Origin of the sequence: Escherichia sp. E3659, from assembly GCF_005781135.1 — a bacterium.
Lineage (GTDB): Bacteria > Pseudomonadota > Gammaproteobacteria > Enterobacterales > Enterobacteriaceae > Escherichia.
In genome coordinates, this window is the sequence record NZ_VATQ01000037.1 from 19,393 (window position 1) to 44,817 (window position 25,425).

A 25,425-nucleotide genomic window follows, 5' to 3' on the forward strand; every position below is an offset into this window, starting at 1 on the left:
ATTTTTATTTCCTTGGTTTTTGTAGATAAAATATTCCGTAGTGGCGCATTTTTTGTACATTCTGGATTTTTTTATGTCTTAAAAGATAATGTTATTTTAAATCATTATGTTATGACGTGGTTTTGATATTTTTTAGCAGAGTGTACAAGGTGTGTTTACGCAGCAAAGCGTAGAGAATTCGGCTTAGGGGCGCGCCTGGCCTCATTCAGCATCTTTTATGTTGTAAAGCCTGTAATGGCAGCACAAAGTTTCAAATTGACATGGCTAATATGTATTCTTTTTATGTGCATATTTATGCTAATTGTGTGTTCCGTTATCGGCCGGGAGGTTGTATCGTACGCCGGAACACTCACCAGTAGCTGTAATAAGTAAGTTAAATGGCTGCTATATAATTTGCATATAAGCATTAATGTGTCAGTAAATAACGCACGAAATAATATCCCTTCGCGATTGTAAATATATTAAATTTTGTGGAAATATAATAAGTGATCGCTTACACTACGCGGCGAAATACTTTTTGTTTTGGCGTTAAAAGGTTTTCTTTATTATGTCTGTAATGTTACAAAGCTTAAATAATATCCGCACCCTTCGTGCAATGGCTCGCGAATTCTCCATTGACGTTCTTGAAGAAATGCTCGAAAAATTCAGGGTTGTCACTAAAGAAAGACGTGAAGAAGAAGAACAGCAGCAGCGCGAACTGGCAGAACGCCAGGAAAAAATTAGCACCTGGCTGGAGCTGATGAAAGCTGATGGTATTAACCCGGAAGAGTTATTGGCTAACGGCACCGCTGCTCCGCGTGCAGGTAAAAAGCGTGAACCGCGTCCAGCAAAATATAAATTCACCGACTTCAATGGTGAAACCAAAACCTGGACCGGTCAGGGCCGTACGCCGAAGCCAATTGCTCAGGCGCTGGCAGAAGGTAAATCTCTCGACGATTTCCTGATCTAATCCCTGGCGCCGGATGCCGCCTCCTTGGCGCATCCGGCGTTGCTTCTCAAGTTCGCTGATTCCACGGCATCTTGTCTAATAGCCTTGCCATCCCGCAAAAACCGCTGATTCCTGCAAACATTAATCCTGCGCCGACAAATCCACTTAATAAGAAGAAGCTGCTATTAATGGCATAACCCAGTACGACGCCGATTAATATTAAGCCGCCAGCGGCGATCTGTACCTGACGCATTAATGGCAACGGTTGAGATTTATTTTCTGCTACCGGCAATTCCGCTTTTTTCCAGCCATCAATCCCATCTTCCAGTAAAAAGACCTCTGCGGGGGCGGCAATCACTGCTAATTTATCAGCGTTATTACGGGTGCGTTTACCCGCCTGACAGTGGAATATAATTTGTTCGCTACGTAATTTATCTGGAAGACCGGACTGTTCTATCACGGATAATGGTGCCAGAGAGGCTGCTGGAATATGTTCACGAAGATATTCGTCGGCATCACGAATATCGATTAACTTTGCACCACGCGCGATTAATTCTTGCGCGTCATGCGGTGAAATTGTTATCAAAGCCATCGTCACTCCTTACGGACAATAGATATTTTTCAGGGTGGCGATAATGGCATTTACCGCCTCATTTTTAATGGAATAAAGGATGCGTTGGGCGTCCCGTTGGCTGTCAATAAGCCCCTCGTCACGCATGCGAGCCAGATGCTGTGACGTGGCGGAGGCGCTAAGTCCGGTAATGCGAGCCAGTTCTCCGGCGCTGGTCCCAGGTGACCCGCAAAGCATGCACAGAATCAACAACCGTTTGGGGTGACTCATTGCTTTCAGTAAGGCCGCAGCCTGTTCGGCGCTGGCCTGTAGTTGGGCGAGTTCAGTCATAGTTATTTAAGTGTTTTCTAAATTAAGTAAATTCTAAACTAAAAGTTCAACGTATACCAGCGTCAGCAGCGTAAATGAGGGTAAACGCGTAGGCTGAAACTGGCAGGTTCCGCTAAAATTATTTCGCTTAGGAGATAAAATCTCTTTTTAAACAATGGTTAATTTTCTTATAGGGAGTACATATGGGGTTCTGGAGAATTGTCATCACTATCATTTTGCCGCCGCTCGGCGTGCTGCTGGGCAAAGGATTTGGTTGGGCGTTCATCATTAATATCTTGTTGACGCTGCTTGGGTATATCCCTGGTTTAATTCACGCTTTCTGGGTGCAAACCCGCGATTAACTCTGTGCTTACTCCGCGGCGTTAGTGCGCCGCGTTCCTCTGCTACACTTTCTGAGTGTTTCCGTTAACGAACGAGGTAACTATGGGTCTGTTCAATTTTGTGAAAGATGCCGGAGAAAAACTCTGGGATACAGTTACTGGTCAGCATGATAAAGACGATCAGGCGAAGAAGGTGCAGGAGCATCTGAACAAAACCGGCATTCCAGATGCCGATAAAGTAAATATCCAAATTACCGATGGCAAAGCGACGGTGACTGGTGATGGTTTGAGCCAGGAAGCGAAGGAAAAAATCCTTGTTGCGGTGGGGAATATTTCTGGTATCGCCAGTGTAGACGATCAGGTAAAAACTGCGACACCAGCCACTGCCAGCCAGTTTTATACCGTTAAGTCTGGCGACACTCTTAGCGCCATTTCCAAACAGGTCTACGGCAACGCCAATCTGTACAATAAAATCTTCGAAGCGAATAAACCGATGCTGAAAAGCCCGGATAAAATTTATCCGGGACAAGTGTTGCGTATTCCAGAGTAATAGCGGTTAGTCCGCCATCGCCTGCTGGATAATGGGAATCGGCGTCAGCAAATGCTGGCGCATTAACTCACTGGCGCGCGCGGCATCCCGCGCCAGCACAGCTTCGGTTAAAATTTGATGTTGGTTGTGTTTATCTTCCAGCATTTCCACGGAAAGCACCGTTCGCCGCAACCAGATGAAGCGATAGCGCGCCGCCAGATCAAACAACCGTTCACGCATTTGCAGCAAATAGTGAGAACCACAGCCTGTCACAATTGCAGTATGAAACGCCTGATGACGCAGATCCCACTCATCAAGCATTTTCTCACTGGCGTCACAGGCCTCAAGCTTACTGAGCAGATGTGCCTTCGCAAGAACGTCAGCCTCCCACTCATCGCCACCGCGGGCAATCGCCAGACTCACCAGCATTGCTTCCATATTGGCGCGGGCATCGAAAATATCGAGCAACTCCTGCTCTGACATAGACGCCACCCGATACCCTTTTTGATTCACCACCGTGACCAGTCGTTCTGCCACCAGTTGCGAAAGCGCTTCCCGCAACGGCCCGACGCCAAGTGCATAACGCGATGTCAGCAAACTCATCCGTAATTTTTCATCCGGCTGAAAATTGCCGCGAATAATATCGTTCTTCAGCCAGCGATAGCCATCCAGAGAGGTAATGGTCATGGTGTGACTCCTGATCATTATCAGCGCGTATTATGAATGGGTGTTTTTTGCCACATTATCAGCTTTTTCCAGCGAGCCATAATTGGTACGGTACAGATAATCCCTATCGCTAATAAGCCGGTAGAGATCACTTCTAACTGTTGAGCCGGACGGAATAGCATCACCACCAACACAAAAGTAATAAAGCCAATCACCAGCCAGGTGAGCCACGGATAAAGCCACATGCGCAGGCGAATATCGCCGCCTTCCGCCAGCAGGATTTTACGCATCCGTAATTGCGAAACGGCAATGACTAAATAAACCAGCAAGGCGATAGCGCCGGAGCTGTCGATCAGGAATTTAAACACTTTCGCAGGCGCGTAATAGTTCACTACCACCGTTAAAAATGCCGCACCGGTGGAGAGTAATACTGCCACGTACGGGGTTTTACTGCGGTTGATTTTACCCATTACCGCGGGCGCATCACCGCGACGGCTTAAGGAGTAGAGCATCCTTGACGCAGTATACAGCGCTGAGTTCAGACAACTGGTTACTGACAGCAAAATAACGCAATCCATAATGAATTTGGCGTGCGGAATATTCAGCAACTCCAGCACGGAACGGTAGGAACCCACGGTTTTCAGTCCTGGCATATTCCACGGAATAAGAGCCACGACGACAAAAATAGAACACAAATAGAAAATAGAGATACGCCAGATAACCGAGTTGGTGGCGCGAACAATATGTTTATCCGGCGTGTCGGATTCTGCGGCGGCAATGGTGACAATTTCTGCGCCCATAAACGAGAACATGGTGATCAGCATCGCGCTTAATACCGCCCCGAAGCCGTTGGGCATAAAGCCGCCGCTATCCCATAATCTTGAAATACCGCTCACTTCTGCATATGGGTAAAAACCGCTAATCGCCACTGCGCCGAGGAAAATAAATGCCAGGATGGCAATCACTTTGCATATCGCCAACCAGAACTCAAATTCACCGTAGTTTTTAACGCTTAATAAATTACTGCCGGTTAAGGCGAGGGTAATGACGAGGGAAAATAACCAGATGGGAATGCCGGGAACCCACGAGTGCAGGATCATGGCGGCGATGTTGGCTTCCAGTGGGATAACCAATACCCAAAACCACCAGTACAGCCAGCCGATGGTATAACCCGCCCAGCGGCCAATGGCTTTATCGGCATAGGTGGAAAAGGAACCGGTGTCGGGCGTGGCTACTGCCATTTCCGCCAGCATCCGCATAATCATAACCACCAGTAGCCCGGCGAACAGATAGGCCAGCAATACCGCCGGGCCCGCTTCGGCGATGGCGACGCTGGAACCGACAAACAGACTTGCGCCGATAACACCGGCAATAGACAACATGGTGACGTGGCGTGACTTCAGCCCGCCGCCTAACTCATGTGGTTGCGATGATTGCCCCATCCTGAATCCTCTCGAAAGTGTGTCACTTGGGAGAGCGCCCCGACATTTCCCGCGTCGGGTCACGCGTTTAATTGTTATTGATTCTTTTTGCCGGAGAGCGGCTCCGCCTTATCCGGCCGACATAGATTTATTCCTGTTCACGTACTGATTGTCGGATGCGGCGTAAACGCCTTATCCGACCTGGATTCTCGTAGGCCGGACAAGACGCGAAGCGTCGCCTCCGGCATGGTGTGCCGATTGTCGGATGCGGCGCAAACGCCTTATCCGACCTGGATCCCCGTAGGCCGGACAAGACGCAAAGCGTCGCTTCCGGCATGGGTACGGACCTACTGTTTCGCCTCAGCAAAACACTGGCTGATGATCTCCAGACCCTGATGGATCTGAGCGTCTTCAATGGTGAGCGGTACCAGGATGCGCAGCACGTTGTAATACGGGCCGCAGGAGAGAAGAATCAGGCCCTTATCGCGGGCGCGAGCCACGATCTCGGCGGTGAGTTTGGCGTCCGGTTTGTTGTGATCGCCATCTTCAAACAGCTCGATGGCGATCATCGCCCCCAGCCCGCGTACGTCGCCGATCTCCGGGTGTTTTTCGGCGATCGCCAATAACCCTTCTTTCAGCTTTTGCCCCAAGTCGTTGGCTTTTTGCAGCAGATTTTCCTGCTCGAACACCTTCAACACTTCCAGCGCCGCCACGCAGGCAATCGGGTTACCCGCATAGGTGCCGCCCAGCCCGCCCGGTGCGACGGCGTCCATCACTTCCGCGCGCCCGGTGACGCCCGCCAGCGGGAAACCGCCTGCGATCGATTTCGCAAAGGTGGTGAGATCCGGTGCTACGCCCATTTGCTCCATCGCAAACAGCGTGCCGGTACGCCCCGCGCCGCTCTGCACTTCATCGGCAATCAGCATGATCCCGTGCTCGTCACACAGCGCGCGTAAACGCTGCATAAAGGCTGGCGTTGCGGCGTAGAAACCGCCTTCGCCCTGAACCGGCTCAATCACGATGGCGGCGATATCTTCCGGCGCCGCATCATTTTTGAAGATTCGGTGGATACTGGCGATAGCGTCATCTTCACTGATGCCATGCAGCGGGCAAGGATAAAGCGCGCGATAAACATGGCCCGGCATCAGGCCCATGCCCGCAGAGTACGGATTCACCTTGCCGGTCAGCGCCAAAGTGTAATGCGTGCGCCCGTGGTACGCACCGCTAAAGGCGATAGTACCGCTACGTTTGGTGGCGGCGCGGGCGATTTTCACCGCGTTCTCTACCGCTTCAGAACCTGTGGTGACCAGCAGCGTTTTTTTGGCAAAATCGCCTGGCACCTTCTGATTCATTATTTCGCACAGCTCAAGATACGGCTCGTAGGCCAGCACCTGGAAGCAGGTGTGCGACAGTTTTTTCAACTGCGCTTCCACCGCCGCAACCACTTTCGGATGCAGGTGCCCGGTATTGAGCACCGCAATCCCACCCGCAAAATCAAGATACTCACGGCCTTCAACGTCCCACACCCGGCAGTTTTCCGCGCGGTCAGCGAAAATCGGGTGAATTTGCCCAACGCCACGGGGAATCGCCTGACTGCGGCGCTGCATTAACTCTTTATTGCTGCTCATTCGCGTTCTCCAGTTAAAGACCGATGCACATATATTTGATTTCTAAGTAATCTTCGATGCCATACTTCGAACCTTCACGACCCAGACCCGAGGCTTTGATACCGCCGAACGGGGCGACTTCATTGGAAATAATGCCGGTATTGATGCCAACGATGCCGTACTCCAGCGCCTCGCCCACGCGGAAGACGCGGCTTAAATCACGGGCGTAGAAATAGGCGGCAAGGCCAAATTCGGTGTCATTGGCTTGCGCAATCACATCGGCTTCATCTTTAAAGCGGAACAGCGGGGCGAGAGGGCCGAACGTCTCTTCTTTCGACACTTTGGCGTTAGCCGGAACGTCCACCAGAATGGTCGGCTGGAAGAAGTTGCCGCCGCGTTCGTGCGCTTTACCGCCGCAAACCACGCGCGCGCCTTTCTCCAGCGCATCGGCAATATGCTCTTCCACTTTTGCTACCGCTTTTTCATCGATCAGCGGCCCGATGGTGACGCCTTTATCCAGCCCGTCGCCGATGTGCAGTTTGCTCACCGCCTGCTGCAATTTTTCGGCAAAACGGTCATACACGCCGTCCTGCACGTATAAACGGTTGGCGCAAACGCAGGTTTGCCCGGCGTTGCGGAATTTCGAGGCCAGCGCGCCTTCCACGGCTTTGTCGAGATCGGCATCGTCAAAGACGATAAATGGCGCGTTACCGCCCAGCTCCAGCGACACTTTTTTGATGTCTTTCGCGCACTGTTCCATTAACTGGCGGCCAATTTCGGTCGAGCCGGTAAACGACAGTTTGCGCACCAGCGGGTTGCTGGTCAGTTCGTTACCAACTGCGCCCGCCGAACCGGTGACCACGTTAAACACGCCAGCCGGAATGCCCGCGCGAATCGCCAGCTCCGCCAGCGCCAGCGCAGAGAACGGCGTCTGACTGGCGGGTTTCAGCACCATCGTGCAGCCTGCCGCCAGCGCCGGACCGGCTTTGCGGGTAATCATCGCTGCCGGGAAGTTCCACGGCGTGATGGCGGCGGTAACGCCAATCGGCTGCTTGATCACAATCAGGCGTTTATCGGCCTGATGACCGGGAATGGTGTCGCCATAAATTCGTTTGCCTTCTTCGGCAAACCACTCAATAAAGGAGGCGGCGTAGCTGATTTCGCCTTTCGCTTCAGCCAGCGGTTTGCCCTGTTCGAGGGTCATCAGACGCGCTAAATCGTCCTGATGCTCCATCATCAAATTGAACCAGTTGCGCAGAATGTTGGCGCGTTCTTTGGCGGTGAGCGCACGCCAGGCGGGCAGGGCGCGGTTGGCGGCGTCGATAGCGGCGCGGGTTTCATCAGCGCCCATTTTCGGCACGCTACCCAGCTTGTCGCCGTTGGCCGGATTGGTGACGTCGATGACCTCGCCATTGTTGGCGTCCAGCCATTCCCCGTTAATCAACGCCTGCTGGCGGAATAAGTTACTGTCGTTAAGTTTCATTGTTACGTCCTGTTTTCAAAGGTTATTGATTAAATGCGGCGTGTAAGGCATCCACACTACGTGCCGCTCGCAGCGTGCGTCCGGGGTTACTCTGGCTTGCCAACAGCGTTTGTACCTTGCTGACAATATGCGCACCAATAGGAATTGCTGATGTCGCTGCCGGGGAGGGCGCATTGCAGGTGTGGATCGTGCGCGGGGTGGTGACAAACAGAAAATCGTCAATCAGCTTGCCGTCCGGCGATACCGCCTGCGCCCGCACACCGGCGGGCCAGGGCTGGAGATCGCTTAACGAAAGCCGTGGACAATACTTTTGCACCAGCCGCAGATAGCTGCTTTTGCACAGCGAGTTTTTCATCTCGCCCAGTCCTGAGCGTAGATGGTTTTGCAGCACCCGGCGAATCCCCGACGAGCTCAAAATCTCCAGCGTGTCGCTAAATGAGAAGTCGCGCTTGCGATAGCCTTCGCGTTTGAATGCCAGCACCGCGTTTGGCCCGACGGTGACGCTGCCGTCGATCATGCGGGTGAGATGCACGCCCAAAAATGGCATTGCCGGGTCGGGAATGGGGTAAATAAGATGGTTAACAATCTGGTTATGCTCCGGCGCAAGGCGGAAATATTCGCCACGGAACGGGCAGATGATAAAGCCCGGTTCGAGGCCGAGCATTTTCACCAGCCGGTCAGCCATCAGCCCGGAACAGCTAATCAGCGTCGATGCTTCATATTCGCCGCCCTGGCGGGTACGTATCACCACGCCGTTTTTATGCTCACTGAGGCCGCTGACTTCGGCGTTATAGATAATCTCACCGCCCCTGGCCTGGAAGATTTTTGCCATTGCCGCCGTGACTTCGCGGTAGCTGACAATGCCGCTGGACGGCACAAAAATGCCGCCAAGCCCGGTGATATTCGGTTCGCGCTCGTGCAGTTCGTCGGCGTTTAACCACTCGCGCTCAATACCGTTCGCCGCCGTGCGTTCCCATAAGGCGCGCATCCGTTCCATTTCGAGTTCAGAGGTGGCGACCAGCATCTTGCCGCAGTTGTCATAGCGAATGCCGTTTTGATCGCAAAAGGCTTTAGTGGCGCGGTTCCCCGCCAGGCAAAACTGCGCCTTCAGGCTACCGGGCGTGTAATAAACCCCGGCATGGATCACGCCGCTGTTGTGGCCCGTCTGATGACAGGCAGGGCCGGACTCTTTTTCCAGCAACGCAATGCGGGCATCCGGATAGACATCAATCAGTTGCATGGCGGTCGACATGCCGATGATGCCGCCGCCAATAATCACAAAATCATACATCCGCTCAATTCCTTTGCGCTTACTGATGCGTCTGGTAGTGGTGAGTGGCGTAAGCGAAATAGCCGCGCTGGCGCATCAGTTCACGACGCAGATCCGGATGCGCGGTAAAGCGGTCGCGACCGTGCAGCCAGAACAGGTTGTTAATCAACAGGAATTTGCCAACGGGAACGGGCACAGAAAGAATGCCTTTGCTGGTTTCAATGGCATCGGAAAGCTCGCTCAACCACACACCTTCTTCGAAGTCTTTTGGCTGGACGAACTGGTCGATATAGCGCATCACCGGGCGACCCTGCTGATCAACGTCGAACACCGGATGGAAAACATCTTTGCTGACTTTTTTGCTCGGCGGCGCGGCAAAGCGCATCGGACGGCGCGCCACCGGGTGGCGGAAAAAGTGGTCCAGATGTTCCCAGTCATCGAGATGCAGCAGCAGCGAATTTCCGCCCTGCATGTTCTGCTCGTCGATTTTCATCATCAGCACATAGTCGGTGATCTCTTCGACGTAGGTGCCGTCGTTGTGCAGCTCCATTACGCGGTGCGGCTGACGCAGATAGCTGTCTGAGTTATCGACATTTTTCACTACAAAACGCGCATAATACTGACCGCTCATGGCATCGAAATTGGAACGGCCAATCAGATGCGCCACCGCCGTCGCCAGCTTTACCATCTCATCTGCCTGCGCGACATCATCGACGCCCACCGCATTGATCAACAGCGCACCCTCAGCGCGGTTTAGCAGCGTTTTCAACAGCAACGGTTGCAGCTGGTTCGCACAGAGATCGTCAAGAATTTTACCCACACGAAAACGCAGAAACGATTTGTACTCCAGCGCCTGCACGGGCCACTCGGCAACCTGTTCGAGAAACTGTTTGGTCGTCTGTTCGGTGAAGGTAAGTTCCAGCAGACGCGGGGATTGCGCCGACGGGATGAGAGTGAATCCGCTATAGTCCTGGCCTGAATCGACAGCGTTATTTTGTACGGCGGTCAGTGCATTCATCAGAAGCGATCCTCTTATGAGATGTAGGGTGACATGGCGATGCTCATTTCGTAGCCATAATCTAAAAATATCTACATTTCTGAAAAATGCGCACAAAAGTTACATATTGTTTTCTTATTGTGATCAAAAACAACAAATTAATAACAAAAAATGTAAGGGATAAGAATTGGGATGAACATAAATATATAATTAAAACAATATATTAATTTCAGTTTTATCCAATTTTCGACCGGATGGCATTTGTTTGCTCATTTGTTGAAATGCTATTTAAACTGCTTTTTCAGAGTTCGGAGTTACTTCAACTTACTGAGTTCCGTATCGACCAATGTGGGTAAGAACACTCCCATTCAACCGATGTTATTTGATGACATCGATAACAATCTTAATGAACAAACAGATTCCGGGAAGACTGGCTATGGAGGCTAATTTTTCTATTTCTGGCAACGGGTTAATGACAGTTACCATTTTTCGAGAAGCTGATACTGACCTGAGGGATGCTGTATATGTCTGAGCTGTAATTGAATGGGGTTTACACACGATGGAATCCGGACCAATAAAAAAGCCCGCATCAGCGGGCTTTAATGTCACAGGGAGTCGCGACTCCGTTGCGTATCCTTTTTTGTCTCCTCACCGTCTGGTCGGTGTCCTGATGAGACTTCTAACTTCCTGTTTTTGTTGGTGTTGTGATAACACCATCCAATCATGATTGGTGGAGCTGGCGGGAGTTGAACCCGCGTCCGAAATTCCTACATCCTCGGTACTACATGCTTAGTCAGTCTTTACATTCGCTTGCCAGCTGCGGACAGACACGCCACTAACAAACTAGCCTGATTAAGTTTTAACGCTTCAACCCCAGGCAGGGCTTCCACGCGATCTCTTTTGGGTTTGACCTCTCTTGATCCCCGTCCTAAGAGCGGAGGCTAGGGAGAGAGGGCTCTAAGCAGGTTATTAAGCTGCTAAAGCGTAGTTTTCGTCGTTTGCGACTATTTTTTGCGGCTTTTTACGAGGCCAACCGCCCCTCGGCATGCACCTTGGGTTTCGCAAATCCCGTCGAATCCAGAATCAGCCCCAATGTGTAACGTTAAGTATACCAGATTTTTGAGCGCCATGACTAGCCCCAAAGGCGTTATCATCCTGGAATTAGCGCCTGCATAGTATGATTTTTCTTCGATTAAGCAATGGGATGGCTACATCAGTGTCAGATTTGACAGTCGACAAGATGTTCATTCGCGCCACCGGATAGGGAGGCGCGGTGAAGATTTGATTAGTATCGCTTATATAGGTTTAACGGTGCGCGTTTTTCATGATACGTGCTTTATCAACCTGCCATTCACGTTCTTTGATATCAGAACGTTTATCGTGTTGTTTCTTACCTTTCGCGACGCCGATTTTTACTTTGCACCAGGCATTTTTCCAGTACAGGGAGAGCGCCACTACGGTATAACCTTCACGGTTCACTCGGCCATAGAGAGAGTCAAGTTCGCGCTGGTTGAGAAGCAGTTTGCGGGTGCGAGTAGGGTCGCACACCACGTGCGTGGAAGCCACTGCCATCGGCGTGATGTTTGCTCCAAACAGGAACGCTTCTCCGTCGCGCAGAAGGACATAGCTGTCGCTAATATTGGCTTTTCCTGCGCGCAGGGATTTAACTTCCCAGCCTTGCAGGGCAAGTCCCGCTTCGAACTCTTCTTCAATAAAGTATTCGTGACGGGCGCGCTTGTTAAGCGCGATGGTCGCTGAACCAGGTTTATGTGCTTTTTTCTTCGTCATAAGCGTCGTGAATCATCGGTAATCTGAAATCGAAAATACCCCATATCAATCCTGCGGGGGACAAGGCTCTATCTTAGCATGAACCGGATGTTACCCAGCGTCGGGATAGCGTTTTTTTTACGGCAGGATAAATGATATTATTTGTTGGATTTTTGTTGATGGAAATTGTTATGCCTCAGATTAGCCGGACCGCACTGGTACCCTACAGCGCGGAGCAAATGTATCAGTTAGTGAATGACGTTCAGTCTTATCCTCAGTTTTTACCAGGGTGCACTGGAAGCCGGATTCTGGAGTCCACTCCTGGGCAGATGACCGCTGCGGTAGATGTGTCTAAGGCTGGGATCAGCAAAACGTTTACTACCCGCAACCAGTTGACCAGTAACCAAAGTATTCTGATGAGTCTGGTTGATGGACCGTTTAAGAAATTGATCGGCGGCTGGAAGTTTACGCCGTTGAGCCAGGACGCGTGCCGTATTGAGTTTCATCTCGACTTTGAGTTTACCAATAAGTTGATTGAACTCGCCTTTGGTCGCGTGTTTAAAGAGCTGGCAGCTAATATGGTGCAGGCTTTTACTGTTCGTGCAAAAGAGGTCTACAGTGCCAGGTAAAATTGCCGTAGAGGTTGCTTACGCATTACCCGAGAAACAATACCTGCAACGGGTAAGATTGCAGGAGGGCGCGACGGTTGAAGAAGCAATTCGCGCCAGTGGCTTGCTGGAATTGCGTACCGATATCGATTTAACTAAAAACAAAGTCGGCATTTACAGCCGTCCGGCAAAACTGAGCGATACCGTGCATGATGGCGATCGGGTGGAGATTTATCGTCCTCTCATTGCCGATCCGAAAGAGCTTCGCAGGCAACGAGCAGAAAAATCAGCGAATAAATAACAGACAGAAAAAAGGTGCTCATTGAGCACCTTTTTTTAATCGCTATAAACAGCAAATTTTATTCGTTGCCAGTCAGCGCGGGTTTGTTATCAATGTTGGTCAACACACCGCTACTGTTAAAGGTCAGCGTCAGCGTTTGCTGCGTTACACCTTCATGACCTGGTTGCTGACGGAACACATAGAACCAGGTATTCGTACCAAATGGATCGGACATCAGCGGTGTACCCAATGCGTACGCAACTTGTTGTTGCGTCATGCCAACACGTATTTTGGATACGTCGTTAGCGGTCAGATAGTTCCCCTGGTTGATGTCAGGACGGTAAACCACTCGCTCCAGAGTGGAACAGCCTGCGGTCAACATCAATAGTACTGCTGCTGCAGCAGTCAGCGTTTTACAGCGCATAGTGATTTGATTCCTTTTCGGGCCCGAGCAGTACGTGGCTCATCTGTAATATGCCGATGATAATAGACCTTTCATCACTTTAAAACCTTTTGCTTTCCGGTCTTACGGCGTTTTGCTGTTTACTCTGACCGTGAAGCAGGAAAAAAGTTTACGCCGCAAGCAGTTCTTTCGCATTCGCCAGTGTGTTACGTGTGACTTCACTGCCACCAAGCAGGCGCGCCAGCTCTTGTAACCGCGCTTTTTTGTCCAGCGACTCCATATGAGTTTCGGTCATCGCGCCATCGGTTTCTTTGCTGACAAAATAGTGTTGATGACCGCATCCTGCGACTTGCGGCAAATGGGTAACACACATCACCTGGGTTGATTCGCCAAGCTGACGTAGCAGTTTGCCGACAACTGCCGCTGTTGGACCGCTAATCCCTACATCCACTTCATCAAAAATCAGTGCCGGGGTTTCCATTTTACGCGCGGTAATGACCTGAATTGCCAATGCGATGCGTGACAATTCACCACCGGATGCGACTTTGGCAATAGGCTGCATTGGCTGACCTGGGTTGGTGGTTACCCGAAACTCAATACGATCGGCACCGTCAATGCCCAGGTGATGCTCGTCAAATTTAACATCAATCGTAAACTGCCCATGCGGCATAGAGAGTGCATGCATACTATCGGTGATCAGCTGTGCCAATTCATTTGCATAATGCTGGCGTTGCTGGTGTAACGCGCGTGCCGTTTCCAGTGCTTGCTGATGATGTTTCGTTACCGCCAGCACTAGCGTTTCTTGTGAGTCGGCCTGATCGTCCAGTTGCTGCTGTTCTTCCAGTAGCGACTGGTAATACTGTGGCAATGCCTCAGGGCTGACGTGATGTTTACGTGCCAGCGAAATCTGTTTTGAGATGCGCTGTTCAAGTTCAAACAGTCGGTTGGGATCGAGATCCAGACGATCGCAGTAGTGGCGCAGTTCGTCGCTGGCTTCAGCAATCTGGATGGTAGCTTCTTCCAGCATATCAAGTACGCCGGACAGTTTGCTGTCCATGCCAATCAATTCACTCACCAGCTGTTTAGCCGTGTAAAGCTGACTTTGCAGGTTTGCGTCTTCACCGTCGGCCATTAATGCCAATGCATTCTGGCTGGTAGTCAGTAATTGACCGCTGTTCGCCAGACGTTTGTACTCTTCGTCAATTTGCTCAAACTCTCCGGGCTGCGGATTAAATTCGTTAAGTTCTTTTAATTGGTATTGCAGCAGTTCCGCACGGGCCGCGCGTTCCTGACTTAGTTGTTGATGGTGCGCGAGGTCGCGGCAGCTTTGATGCCACAACTGATAACGTACGGTCATTTCCTGGAGCAGAGAGGTTTCATTGGCATAGCCATCAAGCAGGAATTTTTGGTGCTCGGATTTGGTGAGTAATTGATGAGCGTGCTGACCATGGATCTGAATCAGCAACTGACCCAGTTCGCGCAGTTGTGACAGAGGAACAGCTGTACCGTTGATGAAACCACGGGAGCGACCATCGCTACTGATTACGCGACGAAGCAGGCATTCACGGCCATCTTCCAGTTGATTTTCTTCCAGCCAGCGCAGAGCCGCTGGCGTATCTTTCAGTGAAAAACGGGCGCACAGGTCAGCGCGAGCAGCGCCGGTACGCACCATGTCGGCTTCAGCGCGACCACCGAGACAAAGGCCGAGGGCATCTATCGCAATAGATTTACCCGCGCCGGTTTCACCGGTTATTACGGTCATGCCGCTGTGAAAATCAATCTCAAGCTCACGAACGATAGCAAAGTTGCTGATGGTCAGTTGTGCCAACATAGTCGTTTTCCTGTATGAAAAACCATTACTGTTATTGTGTACAGTATAAACTGGTTTTATATACAGTAAAGAGGCTGGCGTAAAATTAGAATAATTTTTTTGACCAGCCGAGCTTGGTGCTTAATGTATTGAAATAGCTGTAATCTTTCGGGTGAATCAGATTCAGATGATAATCACAGCGACGAATCAGGACATCTTCACCTTCCTGAATCGGCAGCGCTATCTGACTGTCGCAACTGATTTCCAGGTCGTTACGGCGATGCGAAAAACGCAGACGGATCGTGCTGCTGCTGTTTATGACCAGTGGTCGTGCTGACAACGTATGCGGGAACATGGGCACCAGGGTAATTGCATCCAGAGAGGGTGTCAGAATAGGACCGCCCGCAGAGAGGGAATAGGCAGTGGAGCCTGTTGGCGTTGAAATAATTAGTCCATCAGATCGCTGAGAAAACGCAAAGATCTCGTCGATATACACTTCGAACTCAATCATATGCGCCACTTTGCCTGGATGAAGTACAACTTCATTTATCGCTGTGCTGATGCGTTTCTGGCAATCTTGCTGGCAGACTTGCGCTTCCAGCAAAAAACGTTTCTCGCTGATGTAGTGGCCTTCCAGCACATCGGCTAATTGTTGCTGGGCGTTATCGGGGTCAAGGTCAGTCAGGAAACCCAGGTTGCCACGGTTGATTCCAATAACTTTAATATCGTAGCGGGCGAGTGTGCGCGCCGCGCCCAGCATATTACCGTCGCCGCCAACGACTACCGCGAGATCAGCCAGTTGCCCAATCTCCGCGAGCGTGCCAGTTTTCACATTCTTCAGTTGCAGTTCGTGAGCGATTTGTTGCTCAACGATGACCTCGTAACCTTTTGTGCACAGCCAGCGGTAGAGCATTTCATGTGTTGTCAGTGCAGTAGGGTGCCGTGGGTGTCCCACAATGCCAATACACTTGAAATGATTATTCATTTTTCCGAGGTCCTTGTTGCGAAGATTGATGACAATGTGAGTGCTTCCCTTGAAACCCTGAAACTGATCCCCATAATAAGCGAAGTTAGCGAGATGAATGCGAAAAAAACGCGGAGAAATTCATGAGTAGTAAAGAACAGAAAACGCCTGAGGGGCAAGCCCCGAAAGAAATTATCATGGATCAGCACGAAGAGATTGAGGCAGTTGAGCCAGAAGCTTCTGCTGAGCAGGTGGATCCGCGCGATGAAAAAATTGCGAATCTCGAAGCTCAGCTGGCTGAAGCTCAGACCCGTGAACGTGACGGTATTTTGCGCGTAAAAGCCGAAATGGAAAACCTGCGTCGTCGTACTGAACTGGATATCGAAAAAGCCCACAAATTCGCGCTGGAGAAATTCATCAACGAATTGCTGCCGGTGATCGATAGCCTGGATCGTGCGCTGGAAGTGGCTGATAAAGCTAACCCGGATATGTCCGCGATGGTTGAAGGCATTGAGCTGACGCTGAAGTCGATGCTGGATGTTGTGCGTAAGTTTGGCGTTGAAGTGATCGCCGAAACTAACGTCCCACTGGACCCGAATGTGCATCAGGCCATCGCAATGGTGGAATCTGATGACGTTGCGCCAGGTAACGTACTGGGCATTATGCAGAAAGGTTATACGCTGAACGGTCGTACGATTCGCGCGGCGATGGTTACTGTAGCGAAAGCAAAAGCTTAATTTCTGTTTTCGTAATAAATCACGGCCCAGCATGCGAATGCCGGGCCGTTTTTTTTACTCCGCCACACTCTCGCGCAGCGGTTTTACAGGAAAAACTTTTACCTGCTTAATCATATTGTCCTGAACGTCGAGAATATCGATATCGTACTCGCCAATACGTACGCGGGTGCCTGCAACAGGGATCTCTTCCAGCGCTTCCAGAATGACGCCGTTAACAGTTCGAGCATCATCTTCCGGTAGATGCCAGTTAAAGGCTTTGTTAATTTCTCGCACGTTGGCGGTGCCATCGATAATCACCGAACCGTCGTTTTGCGGAGTGACTTCTTCGGCAAGTGTTGGCGACATGGATGTGGTGAAATCACCAACTATCTCTTCGAGAATATCTTCGACCGTCACCAGCCCCTGAATGTCTCCGTATTCGTTGACGACCAGGCCGACTTTCTTTTTGTTGCGCTGAAACTTTACCAACTGCGTGCTGAGCGGCGTACCTTCGGGCACAAAATAGATCTCGTCCGCGGCGCGCAGCATGGTTTCTTTGGTGAACTCTTTTTTCTCCGACATCAACCGCCAGGCTTCACGTACTCGCAGCATACTGATGGCGTCGTCCAGCGAATCACGGTAGAGCACGATGCGCCCGTGAGGTGAGTGGGAGAGTTGGCGCAGAATCGATTTCCAGTCATCGTTGATATCAATACCGATAATTTCACTGCGCGGCACCATGATGTCATCGACGGTCATTTTTTCCAGATCGAGCACCGAAAGCAGCATATCCTGATTGCGACGGGAAATTTGTGAGCGCGATTCGTGCACGATGGTGCGCAACTCTTCTTTGCTCAAAGAGCCGCTAACCACGATATCGGTTTTGATGCCCATCATGCGCATTAACATGCGGGTAATAGCATTCAGCAACCAGACCAGCGGCATCATCAAAATTTGCAGCGGTGCTAACAGAAAACTACTCGGATAAGCGACTTTTTCCGGGTACAGCGCAGCAATGGTTTTCGGCAATACTTCAGCAAAAACCAGTACGACAAAAGTCAGCACACCAGTCGCAATTGCCACGCCAGCATCGCCGTACAAACGCATCCCGACAATAGTGCCGAGCGCGGAGGCAAGAATATTGACCAGGTTATTGCCGATTAACACAAGGCTAATCAGGCGGTCTGGCTTACGCAGCAATTTTTCGACGCGTTTGGCCGAGCGATTACCCTGTTTCGCCATATGTCGCAGACGATAGCGGTTGAGGGTCATCATTCCGGTTTCGGACCCGGAAAAATAGGCTGAAATGACCACCATGATGATCAGAATAATGATCAACGTAGTAGTAGAAATGTGTTCCAGGGGAAACTCCTTTTCTGGGTTTAGCTGATTAACTGCTGGACAATTCGGCTGCCGAAATAGGCCATCGTCAGAATGACCGCGCCCGCGACGTTAAACCAGACGACGCGTCGTCCACGCCATCCTTCATGATAATGTCCCCACAGCAGCACAATATAGACAAACCACGCCACGATAGAGAGCACGGCCTTGTCGATATTTTCCATGCTAAATAAGTTGTGCATGTAGAACAGGCCAGTGCAAAGAGTAAGCGTTAACAGCACCACGCCAATCTGCGTAATGTGGAACATTTTACGCTCGATACTCATCAATGGCGGCATTTCCTGACTGAATGCCAACTTTTTGTTCTTCAGTTGGTAATCAATCCACGCCAGTTGCAGCGCGTACAGGCCGGCGATAATTAGCGTGGCATAGGAAAAGAGCGATAAGCCAATGTGCACCAGCATCCCAGGCGTGGCTTCCAGATGGGTGATGTATTCATTGGGCATGAAGGTCGCCAGCGCCAGGTTGATAAGCGCAAAGGCATAGACAATGGGTAGCAGCAACCAGCCACGATTGCGAGAAGCCACAATGGTCATTACCGTACAGATCATCAAACTGACCAATGAACCAACGTTCAGCAGGCTGAGGTTTTGTCCGCTATCACCGTCGGGCAGGATGCGGGCTTCCAGAGCGATTGCGTGGCAGACCAGCGCAATGACCGCAGAAATAATAGCCATGCGCCGCCAGCCGCCGTTTTTTTGCAGCAGACCGGGAACAATCAGCGCAAGACTGACGGAGTAGGCGACAAGCGCGAGCAGAGCAAAAACGGGCATAGTAATGTCGACAGTTTGAGCAATAAGAAAGAGAAGCAGTATAGCGTCAGGTGAACGCTGCTCCAACCGTTGCATAACAACAAAGACGCCTTCATGTTATACTGCGGCAAAATACTGATGATGTGTCGCGATTGCGGCCAACCGTTTCCACCCCAGGCGAGAGACAATGTTTGATAATTTAACCGATCGTTTGTCGCGCACGCTGCGCAATATCAGTGGCCGTGGACGCCTCACTGAAGACAACGTAAAAGATACGCTGCGCGAAGTGCGCATGGCGCTGCTGGAGGCGGACGTCGCTCTGCCGGTAGTGCGTGAGTTTATCAATCGCGTAAAAGAGAAAGCGGTTGGTCATGAAGTTAATAAAAGCCTGACGCCGGGGCAGGAGTTCGTCAAAATCGTCCGTAACGAACTGGTTGCGGCGATGGGCGAAGAGAACCAGACCCTGAACCTGGCTGCGCAACCGCCTGCGGTCGTGCTGATGGCGGGCCTGCAAGGTGCCGGTAAAACAACCAGCGTGGGTAAACTCGGTAAGTTCCTGCGCGAGAAGCACAAGAAGAAAGTGCTGGTGGTTTCTGCCGACGTCTATCGCCCGGCGGCAATCAAACAGCTTGAGACGCTTGCAGAGCAGGTGGGCGTTGATTTCTTCCCTTCTGATGTTGGTCAGAAGCCGGTAGATATCGTTAACGCCGCGCTGAAAGAAGCCAAACTGAAATTCTACGACGTGCTGCTGGTGGATACCGCTGGTCGTCTGCACGTTGATGAAGCGATGATGGACGAGATCAAACAAGTCCATGCGTCGATTAATCCGGTTGAAACCCTGTTTGTGGTTGACGCCATGACCGGTCAGGATGCCGCGAATACCGCGAAAGCCTTCAACGAAGCGCTGCCGCTTACCGGCGTAGTGTTGACCAAAGTGGACGGCGATGCCCGCGGCGGTGCGGCGCTCTCTATTCGTCACATCACTGGCAAACCGATCAAGTTCCTCGGTGTTGGCGAGAAAACTGAGGCGCTGGAGCCGTTCCATCCGGACCGCATCGCGTCGCGTATTCTCGGCATGGGCGACGTACTGTCGCTGATCGAAGATATCGAAAGCAAAGTTGACCGCGCGCAGGCGGAGAAATTAGCCAGCAAGCTGAAAAAAGGCGACGGCTTCGATCTCAACGACTTCCTTGAGCAGCTGCGCCAGATGAAAAATATGGGCGGCATGGCCAGCCTGATGGGCAAACTGCCGGGCATGGGGCAGATCCCGGATAACGTCAAGTCGCAGATGGACGATAAAGTGCTGGTGCGTATGGAAGCCATCATCAACTCGATGACGATGAAAGAGCGCGCTAAGCCAGAAATCATCAAAGGTTCGCGTAAACGTCGTATCGCTGCCGGTTGCGGTATGCAGGTGCAGGACGTTAACCGCCTTCTGAAGCAGTTCGACGACATGCAGCGCATGATGAAGAAAATGAAGAAGGGCGGAATGGCGAAGATGATGAGAAGCATGAAGGGTATGATGCCGCCGGGATTTCCTGGTCGCTAAATGACCTTATGCGACAGAGTTATTAACTGCTGATTGCATTTTCTCCAGAAATCAGTAAAATTTTCGGGCTTTTAATATGACACCGGACTCCGTTCCTCGATGGGGTCCGGTTGTTTTATTCACACAAGAGGATGTTATGGTAACTATTCGTTTAGCACGTCACGGCGCTAAAAAGCGTCCGTTCTACCAGGTTGTTGTCGCTGACAGCCGTAATGCACGCAACGGTCGCTTCATCGAGCGCGTTGGTTTCTTCAACCCAATCGCTAGCGAAAAAGAAGAAGGCACTCGCCTGGATCTGGATCGCATCGCTCACTGGGTTGGCCAGGGCGCAACTATTTCTGATCGCGTTGCTGCGCTGATCAAAGAAGTAAACAAAGCAGCTTAATCTGTCACGGTGGTCATGATGAGCAAACAACTCACCGCGCAAGCACCTGTTGATCCCATCGTTTTGGGAAAAATGGGTTCGTCTTACGGTATTCGTGGGTGGCTCAGAGTGTTTTCTTCCACCGAAGACGCCGAAAGCATTTTTGACTATCAGCCCTGGTTTATCCAGAAGGCGGGTCAGTGGCAGCAAGTCCAGCTGGAAAGCTGGAAGCACCACAATCAGGACATGATCATCAAGCTGAAAGGCGTTGACGATCGTGATGCGGCGAACCTGCTGACGAATTGTGAAATTGTCGTGGATTCATCGCAACTGCCTCAGCTTGAAGAGGGTGACTACTACTGGAAAGACCTGATGGGCTGCCAGGTAGTAACCACTGAAGGCTACGATCTCGGTAAAGTCGTCGATATGATGGAAACCGGATCTAATGACGTTCTCGTCATTAAGGCAAACCTGAAAGATGCGTTTGGTATCAAGGAACGTCTCGTACCGTTCCTCGATGGGCAGGTTATCAAGAAAGTCGATCTCACTACTCGTTCAATCGAAGTAGATTGGGATCCTGGTTTTTAAACCACCGGATAAACGGTAAAAGACGGCGCTATGTGGATTGGCATAATTAGCCTGTTTCCTGAAATGTTCCGCGCAATTACCGATTACGGGGTAACTGGCCGGGCAGTTAAAAATGGCCTGCTGAGCATCCAGAGCTGGAGTCCTCGCGACTTCACGCATGACCGGCACCGTACCGTGGACGATCGTCCTTACGGCGGCGGACCGGGGATGTTAATGATGGTGCAACCCTTGCGGGACGCCATTCATGCAGCAAAAGCCGCGGCGGGTGAAGGCGCAAAGGTGATTTATCTGTCACCACAGGGACGCAAGCTTGATCAAGCGGGCGTCAGCGAACTGGCAACGAATCAAAAATTGATTCTGGTGTGCGGTCGCTACGAAGGTATAGATGAGCGCGTAATCCAAACCGAAATTGACGAAGAATGGTCAATCGGCGACTACGTTCTCAGTGGTGGTGAGTTACCAGCAATGACGCTGATTGACTCCGTTTCCCGGTTTATTCCGGGAGTACTGGGACATGAAGCCTCAGCAACGGAAGATTCCTTTGCTGAAGGATTGCTGGATTGCCCGCACTATACGCGGCCTGAGGTGTTAGAAGGGATGGAAGTTCCGTCAGTGTTACTGTCGGGCAACCATGCCGAGATACGTCGCTGGCGTTTGAAACAGTCGCTGGGCCGTACCTGGCTTAGAAGACCTGAACTTCTGGAAAACCTGGCTCTGACTGAAGAGCAAGCAAGGTTGCTGGCGGAGTTCAAAACGGAACACGCACAACAGCAACATAAACATGATGGGATGGCGTAAGCCCCCGAGATATCAGTTTACCCAGGATAAGAGATTAAATTATGAGCAACATTATTAAGCAACTTGAACAAGAGCAGATGAAGCAGGACGTACCTTCCTTCCGTCCGGGTGATACCGTGGAAGTGAAAGTATGGGTTGTTGAAGGTTCCAAAAAACGTCTGCAGGCATTCGAGGGCGTGGTTATCGCTATTCGTAACCGCGGTCTGCACTCTGCATTCACTGTTCGTAAAATTTCCAACGGCGAAGGCGTTGAGCGTGTCTTCCAGACTCACTCTCCGGTAGTTGACAGCATTTCTGTCAAACGTCGTGGTGCTGTTCGTAAAGCTAAACTGTACTACCTGCGTGAGCGTACTGGTAAGGCTGCTCGTATCAAAGAGCGTCTTAACTAAGATTTCGCTTAAGCGACATCCTGTTAAGAAGGGCTGGCCAATTGGCTGGCCCTTTTTTTATTTATTGAAATTGCGTTTACGGTGCACTAATCACCACAGCGACGCGACGGTTCTCGGCGCGACCCTGTGCGGTCTTGTTACTGGCGATGGGGTATTTTTTCCCTAAGCCCTGAGTGGTGAGATTGCTGCGAGGAATTTGTCCACCTTCTGCCCACGCATCGGCGACGACATTTGCCCGCTTCAGCGATAAAGCTTCGTTGTAACTGTCCTCGCCGTAATTGTCGGTATGTCCATCCATACGGGCATGGGTTAAGCCTGTGGAGGTCAGTTTTGCGGCCATGGTCTGGATCTGTTGCTGACTTTCCGGGAGCAGTTTGTAGTCATTTTTAGCAAACAGAATGGTATCAGATAAGCCCAGCGACCAGTCGCCAGCGGATTCAGTAAAACCATAAGACTGCATAGCGGCGACTTGTTCTGGAGTAAACTTCCCTTGTGGTGACTGGCAGCCAGTCAGTATCAGTGAAGAGAACACCAGGGGAACTACCAGTTGCTTTATCATGTAGATATTTCCTTGTTATTTCACCAGCTTTTTAGCGCGCTGGTGTTTGGCCTGATACATATTATGGTCGGCCAGCTCTTGTAATTTTTCGGCGGAGACGTGCTCAATGGTCATCGCGTAACCAATGCTTAATGTCATAGTGGTTTGATGGCCATTATTAAGATCGAATGGTCGATTAAAAATTTGTGTCAGTGCCGTGCAAATCCGCTGCACTTCAGATTCCGACTGCACGCCATAGAGGACCATAGCGAATTCATCGCCGCCAATGCGGTATGCCTGATGTCGCAGCCCACCAAATTCAGCTAATCGTTTTGCCACTTCAATCAAGACCTGATCTCCCGTCGCATGACCCCAGGTATCATTGATATATTTGAAATTATCGCCATCAAGAAACAGTAATGCCGACGTTTTTCGGGCATCGGAACTGTTCATCAACGTGTTGATGCCGCTACGAAACGCTGCGCGGTTAGCCAGCCCGGTTAATGGGTCATGTAGCGCGGTACGTAGAAGCTGCGCATTTTTGGCCTGTAAACGAAGCTGCCACTCTTCCATTTCATCCAGCAGACTGTTGAAGTCGAGAGCGAAGCGGTGAAACTCTGCGATACGCTCTTCCGAAACTCGTCGGGAAAAATTGCGGTTGGAACGCACATCATGTACGACATCGGTGATGTTTTTTAACGCTTCAACCAGACCATTGTGCAAATGGCGGGTGAGGGTAATCGCGATGCCTGATGCCAGCAGAATACATGCAGTCAGGACAGCGAGTGAAAACCAGATAAAATGGCTAATTGAGCTGTCGCGTGCGGTTAACTGCACTTCGCCAATGGTTTCGCCATTGTGGCGAATCGGCTGAATGACGGGAGCCGGAAAGAGCCAGTGGCTAATGAAATTACTGAAGGTATCTCCCGGTTCTCTGGCAGTGTAGTGCCAGGAGGCAATAATGTTTTGCTGATTATCACGCACTTCTGCGGTTGAAAATTGGCCTTGCTGACCTAGTGCGGCCAGAGTTTCTGTTGCTGCAGGACCATCGGCAAAAACGACCGCAGCTTCCAGGCTGTAAGTCATTGTTGCAGCGGTTAGTGCCAGATTTTTTTGCGCGTATTGTTTCAGGGTTAGTACTGACGTCACGGAAAGCAGCAGCCAGATCAGCGTCATAGTGATAAATATGCTGGTCATGCTGATGTTGCGTAATGCTCTTTTAAACGTGGGGCGCTTATGAAGAGAATTATCGTTATCCATCGTTTTTCTTCCGTGCGAGCATTAAGACATCCGGGTTGACCTTAACACCACTACGCGATAAGGCATCCAAGTTTACGGCAAACCTGACGTTATTATTGTTGATGACCAGACAAAATGCGCTGCCAATAATGCACTCGGTATTTTGTTCGGCAATTAATAATAACGCCTTAGACGGATATTGTTCGATTAATTCTGTCTGGAATGTCGGTGACTCGCTGCCGAAATAAAAACCATTGCAGCCTGAAATCATCGCCTCTTGTTTGTTGTTAACGATGACAGGCAGATAAGGCAAAGGCGTCGCACCTTTCTCTTGCAGGGCGGTGCTAAATCGTGAAGATGAAAAAATACATAGTCTTGGCGGACCAGATACCGTCGGCCAGCGAGTGTAGCTTACGATACCGGAAACCATTAAACGCACATTTTTCGCAACGTCAGTGGTTTCCTGAGCGAGTAATGGCGCGCCTGCCAGAAGGAATAGCAGCAGTAAGAACAGTAGGTGAGAAAAGCGCATTCAGGGATCCTCACCATCTTCGCTCGAAACGTATCGAAAATTTTTCAGAATGTTCATTAAAATATCATTCTTTTGTGTGGTCGTCATCCAGAAGAGAATTAAAAATCGAATAAGTTAAATCTTATGATTAATTTTGTGGTGGGATTTAAATTAATTAAGTCTCATCGTGCGGGCATTTTCCTCAGCTCCTTTTTGCCATACTTCATGCAATTGGCTGGCATTTTCTACATTGTTGCAGCTGGCAGGGAAACTTTTACCGGAAAGCCCTCGGGCATAAGTAAAATCGACCTGGCAGGTTTTCTTTTGCCCTTCGGCATATCCTTTAAGATATATCCCCCGATCAGCCTGTGAATCGTTAAAAGCATCGTCATTTTTTATAGCAACGCCTGATATCGCATCTTCCATACCAACATCATACCAGTCAGTACTGGTCAAGGTTGGTGCGTGAGTATAGGGATCAATCTGACAGCCGCTAACAACCAAAGCTAACAAAGAGGCGATAAAGTGTTTCATTGTTTTTTCTCCTTTTTCAAAGCATAGCGGATTGTTTTTATTGTGTGTGTAAATTTATTTGTACATCTATTGGTGGTCAAAACGTATATGAA

General features: G+C 50.5%; 29 protein-coding genes and 1 other RNA gene. 11 read left to right on the plus strand and 19 right to left on the minus strand.

The features are described 5' to 3' along the window. Nucleotides 1-547: 547 nt before the first annotated feature. The gene (gene stpA, locus FEK47_RS20680; protein WP_064529914.1) at nt 548-949 is read left to right on the plus strand and encodes a DNA-binding protein StpA; all 402 of its coding nucleotides are present in this window, start codon (nt 548-550) and stop codon (nt 947-949) included. 46 nt (nt 950-995) lie between these two features. Here stpA and FEK47_RS20685 read toward each other — a convergent pair whose 3' ends face one another. Both FEK47_RS20685 and FEK47_RS20690 read right to left on the minus strand, forming a co-directional pair. After that, nucleotides 996-1,520 carry a rhodanese family protein gene (locus FEK47_RS20685; RefSeq protein WP_135487406.1) on the minus strand — a complete coding sequence of 175 codons (525 nt, stop codon included), beginning with the start codon at nt 1,518-1,520 and terminating at the stop codon, nt 996-998. A 9-nt stretch (nt 1,521-1,529) separates the two neighbouring features. Further along, nucleotides 1,530-1,829: a metalloregulator ArsR/SmtB family transcription factor gene (locus FEK47_RS20690; protein WP_130208087.1), complete on the minus strand. Its 300-nt coding sequence runs from the start codon at nt 1,827-1,829 to the stop codon at nt 1,530-1,532. Nucleotides 1,830-2,011: 182 nt separating this feature from the next. On the opposite strand from FEK47_RS20690, the gene FEK47_RS20695 reads away from it, so the two are divergent. Both FEK47_RS20695 and kbp read left to right on the plus strand, forming a co-directional pair. Further along, the gene (locus FEK47_RS20695) at nt 2,012-2,170 is read left to right on the plus strand and encodes a YqaE/Pmp3 family membrane protein (protein WP_000508177.1); all 159 of its coding nucleotides are present in this window, start codon (nt 2,012-2,014) and stop codon (nt 2,168-2,170) included. A gap of 82 nt (nt 2,171-2,252) precedes the next feature. After that, a complete protein-coding gene (gene kbp / locus FEK47_RS20700) occupies nt 2,253-2,699 on the plus strand; it encodes a potassium binding protein Kbp (protein ID WP_064529911.1) in 447 nt (148 codons plus the stop codon). Nucleotides 2,700-2,705: 6 nt separating this feature from the next. Here kbp and csiR read toward each other — a convergent pair whose 3' ends face one another. The 8 genes from csiR to smpB form a co-directional block, all read right to left on the minus strand. After that, nucleotides 2,706-3,365 (minus strand): DNA-binding transcriptional regulator CsiR, encoded by a 660-nt coding sequence (gene csiR, locus FEK47_RS20705; RefSeq protein WP_130217237.1) that lies wholly within the window; start codon nt 3,363-3,365, stop codon nt 2,706-2,708. A gap of 20 nt (nt 3,366-3,385) precedes the next feature. Continuing rightward, complete coding sequence (gene gabP, locus FEK47_RS20710; protein ID WP_130217239.1) at nt 3,386-4,786, minus strand: GABA permease; 1,401 nt, start codon at nt 4,784-4,786, stop codon at nt 3,386-3,388. A 326-nt stretch (nt 4,787-5,112) separates the two neighbouring features. Beyond that, the gene (gene gabT, locus FEK47_RS20715) at nt 5,113-6,393 is read right to left on the minus strand and encodes a 4-aminobutyrate--2-oxoglutarate transaminase (protein WP_135487407.1); all 1,281 of its coding nucleotides are present in this window, start codon (nt 6,391-6,393) and stop codon (nt 5,113-5,115) included. A 13-nt stretch (nt 6,394-6,406) separates the two neighbouring features. Next, entirely contained in the window at nt 6,407-7,855 is a 1,449-nt protein-coding gene (gabD, locus tag FEK47_RS20720) for an NADP-dependent succinate-semialdehyde dehydrogenase (protein WP_000772848.1), read from the minus strand. A 22-nt stretch (nt 7,856-7,877) separates the two neighbouring features. Further along, nucleotides 7,878-9,146 carry an L-2-hydroxyglutarate oxidase gene (lhgO, locus tag FEK47_RS20725; protein WP_135487408.1) on the minus strand — a complete coding sequence of 423 codons (1,269 nt, stop codon included), beginning with the start codon at nt 9,144-9,146 and terminating at the stop codon, nt 7,878-7,880. A 19-nt stretch (nt 9,147-9,165) separates the two neighbouring features. Further along, on the minus strand, nt 9,166-10,143 hold the full coding sequence (gene glaH / locus FEK47_RS20730) for a glutarate dioxygenase GlaH (protein ID WP_135487409.1): 978 nt from the start codon (nt 10,141-10,143) through the stop codon (nt 9,166-9,168). Nucleotides 10,144-10,850: 707 nt separating this feature from the next. Further along, nucleotides 10,851-11,213: a transfer-messenger RNA gene (gene ssrA / locus FEK47_RS20735) on the minus strand. Nucleotides 11,214-11,427: 214 nt separating this feature from the next. Further along, entirely contained in the window at nt 11,428-11,910 is a 483-nt protein-coding gene (smpB, locus tag FEK47_RS20740) for an SsrA-binding protein SmpB (RefSeq protein WP_000162574.1), read from the minus strand. A gap of 170 nt (nt 11,911-12,080) precedes the next feature. Here smpB and ratA point away from each other — a divergent pair, with 170 nt between their 5' ends. Together ratA and FEK47_RS20750 are read left to right on the plus strand one after the other, a co-directional pair. Continuing rightward, the gene (gene ratA / locus FEK47_RS20745; RefSeq protein ID WP_001339419.1) at nt 12,081-12,518 is read left to right on the plus strand and encodes a type II toxin-antitoxin system toxin RatA; all 438 of its coding nucleotides are present in this window, start codon (nt 12,081-12,083) and stop codon (nt 12,516-12,518) included. Then, nucleotides 12,508-12,798 (plus strand): RnfH family protein, encoded by a 291-nt coding sequence (locus tag FEK47_RS20750; protein WP_064529893.1) that lies wholly within the window; start codon nt 12,508-12,510, stop codon nt 12,796-12,798. The genes ratA and FEK47_RS20750 overlap by 11 nt, the downstream gene beginning before the upstream one ends. A 58-nt stretch (nt 12,799-12,856) precedes the next feature. Here the strand turns inward: FEK47_RS20750 and bamE are convergent, their stop codons facing one another. From bamE to nadK, 3 genes are all read right to left on the minus strand, one after another. Further along, a complete protein-coding gene (bamE, locus tag FEK47_RS20755; protein ID WP_064529892.1) occupies nt 12,857-13,201 on the minus strand; it encodes an outer membrane protein assembly factor BamE in 345 nt (114 codons plus the stop codon). 148 nt (nt 13,202-13,349) lie between these two features. After that, nucleotides 13,350-15,011 (minus strand): DNA repair protein RecN, encoded by a 1,662-nt coding sequence (gene recN / locus FEK47_RS20760; RefSeq protein WP_135487410.1) that lies wholly within the window; start codon nt 15,009-15,011, stop codon nt 13,350-13,352. Between the two features lie 85 nt (nt 15,012-15,096). After that, the gene (gene nadK, locus FEK47_RS20765) at nt 15,097-15,975 is read right to left on the minus strand and encodes an NAD(+) kinase (protein WP_001059169.1); all 879 of its coding nucleotides are present in this window, start codon (nt 15,973-15,975) and stop codon (nt 15,097-15,099) included. Between the two features lie 122 nt (nt 15,976-16,097). Here nadK and grpE point away from each other — a divergent pair, with 122 nt between their 5' ends. Beyond that, a complete protein-coding gene (gene grpE / locus FEK47_RS20770) occupies nt 16,098-16,691 on the plus strand; it encodes a nucleotide exchange factor GrpE (RefSeq protein WP_135487411.1) in 594 nt (197 codons plus the stop codon). Between the two features lie 54 nt (nt 16,692-16,745). On the opposite strand, the gene FEK47_RS20775 is transcribed toward grpE, so the two are convergent. Together FEK47_RS20775 and FEK47_RS20780 are read right to left on the minus strand one after the other, a co-directional pair. Continuing rightward, entirely contained in the window at nt 16,746-18,032 is a 1,287-nt protein-coding gene (locus FEK47_RS20775; protein ID WP_010723175.1) for an HlyC/CorC family transporter, read from the minus strand. A gap of 20 nt (nt 18,033-18,052) precedes the next feature. Continuing rightward, nucleotides 18,053-18,844, minus strand: a complete 792-nt coding sequence (locus tag FEK47_RS20780; protein WP_138183358.1) for an inner membrane protein YpjD — start codon at nt 18,842-18,844, stop codon at nt 18,053-18,055. 166 nt (nt 18,845-19,010) lie between these two features. Between FEK47_RS20780 and ffh the strand changes: the two genes are divergently transcribed. The 5 genes from ffh to rplS all read left to right on the plus strand — a co-directional run bounded on the left by ffh (nt 19,011) and on the right by rplS (nt 22,511). After that, nucleotides 19,011-20,372 carry a signal recognition particle protein gene (gene ffh / locus FEK47_RS20785; protein WP_000460035.1) on the plus strand — a complete coding sequence of 454 codons (1,362 nt, stop codon included), beginning with the start codon at nt 19,011-19,013 and terminating at the stop codon, nt 20,370-20,372. Nucleotides 20,373-20,508: 136 nt separating this feature from the next. After that, complete coding sequence (gene rpsP / locus FEK47_RS20790; protein ID WP_000256450.1) at nt 20,509-20,757, plus strand: 30S ribosomal protein S16; 249 nt, start codon at nt 20,509-20,511, stop codon at nt 20,755-20,757. Between the two features lie 18 nt (nt 20,758-20,775). Then, nucleotides 20,776-21,324: a ribosome maturation factor RimM gene (rimM, locus tag FEK47_RS20795; RefSeq protein ID WP_000043335.1), complete on the plus strand. Its 549-nt coding sequence runs from the start codon at nt 20,776-20,778 to the stop codon at nt 21,322-21,324. Nucleotides 21,325-21,354: 30 nt separating this feature from the next. After that, nucleotides 21,355-22,122 carry a tRNA (guanosine(37)-N1)-methyltransferase TrmD gene (trmD, locus tag FEK47_RS20800; protein WP_000264781.1) on the plus strand — a complete coding sequence of 256 codons (768 nt, stop codon included), beginning with the start codon at nt 21,355-21,357 and terminating at the stop codon, nt 22,120-22,122. A 41-nt stretch (nt 22,123-22,163) separates the two neighbouring features. Further along, the gene (gene rplS, locus FEK47_RS20805; RefSeq protein ID WP_000065253.1) at nt 22,164-22,511 is read left to right on the plus strand and encodes a 50S ribosomal protein L19; all 348 of its coding nucleotides are present in this window, start codon (nt 22,164-22,166) and stop codon (nt 22,509-22,511) included. A 76-nt stretch (nt 22,512-22,587) separates the two neighbouring features. Here the strand turns inward: rplS and FEK47_RS20810 are convergent, their stop codons facing one another. From FEK47_RS20810 to FEK47_RS20825, 4 genes are all read right to left on the minus strand, one after another. Beyond that, nucleotides 22,588-23,070: an OmpA family protein gene (locus tag FEK47_RS20810; protein WP_064529888.1), complete on the minus strand. Its 483-nt coding sequence runs from the start codon at nt 23,068-23,070 to the stop codon at nt 22,588-22,590. A 15-nt stretch (nt 23,071-23,085) separates the two neighbouring features. Next, nucleotides 23,086-24,309: a diguanylate cyclase DgcN gene (gene dgcN / locus FEK47_RS20815; protein WP_130217283.1), complete on the minus strand. Its 1,224-nt coding sequence runs from the start codon at nt 24,307-24,309 to the stop codon at nt 23,086-23,088. After that, nucleotides 24,302-24,820, minus strand: coding sequence for a YfiR family protein (locus FEK47_RS20820; RefSeq protein ID WP_130221575.1), 519 nt, complete (start codon nt 24,818-24,820; stop codon nt 24,302-24,304). The genes dgcN and FEK47_RS20820 overlap by 8 nt, the downstream gene beginning before the upstream one ends. Nucleotides 24,821-24,970: 150 nt before the next feature. Next, a complete protein-coding gene (locus FEK47_RS20825; protein WP_135487412.1) occupies nt 24,971-25,333 on the minus strand; it encodes a DUF2799 domain-containing protein in 363 nt (120 codons plus the stop codon). Nucleotides 25,334-25,425: the final 92 nt, after the last annotated feature.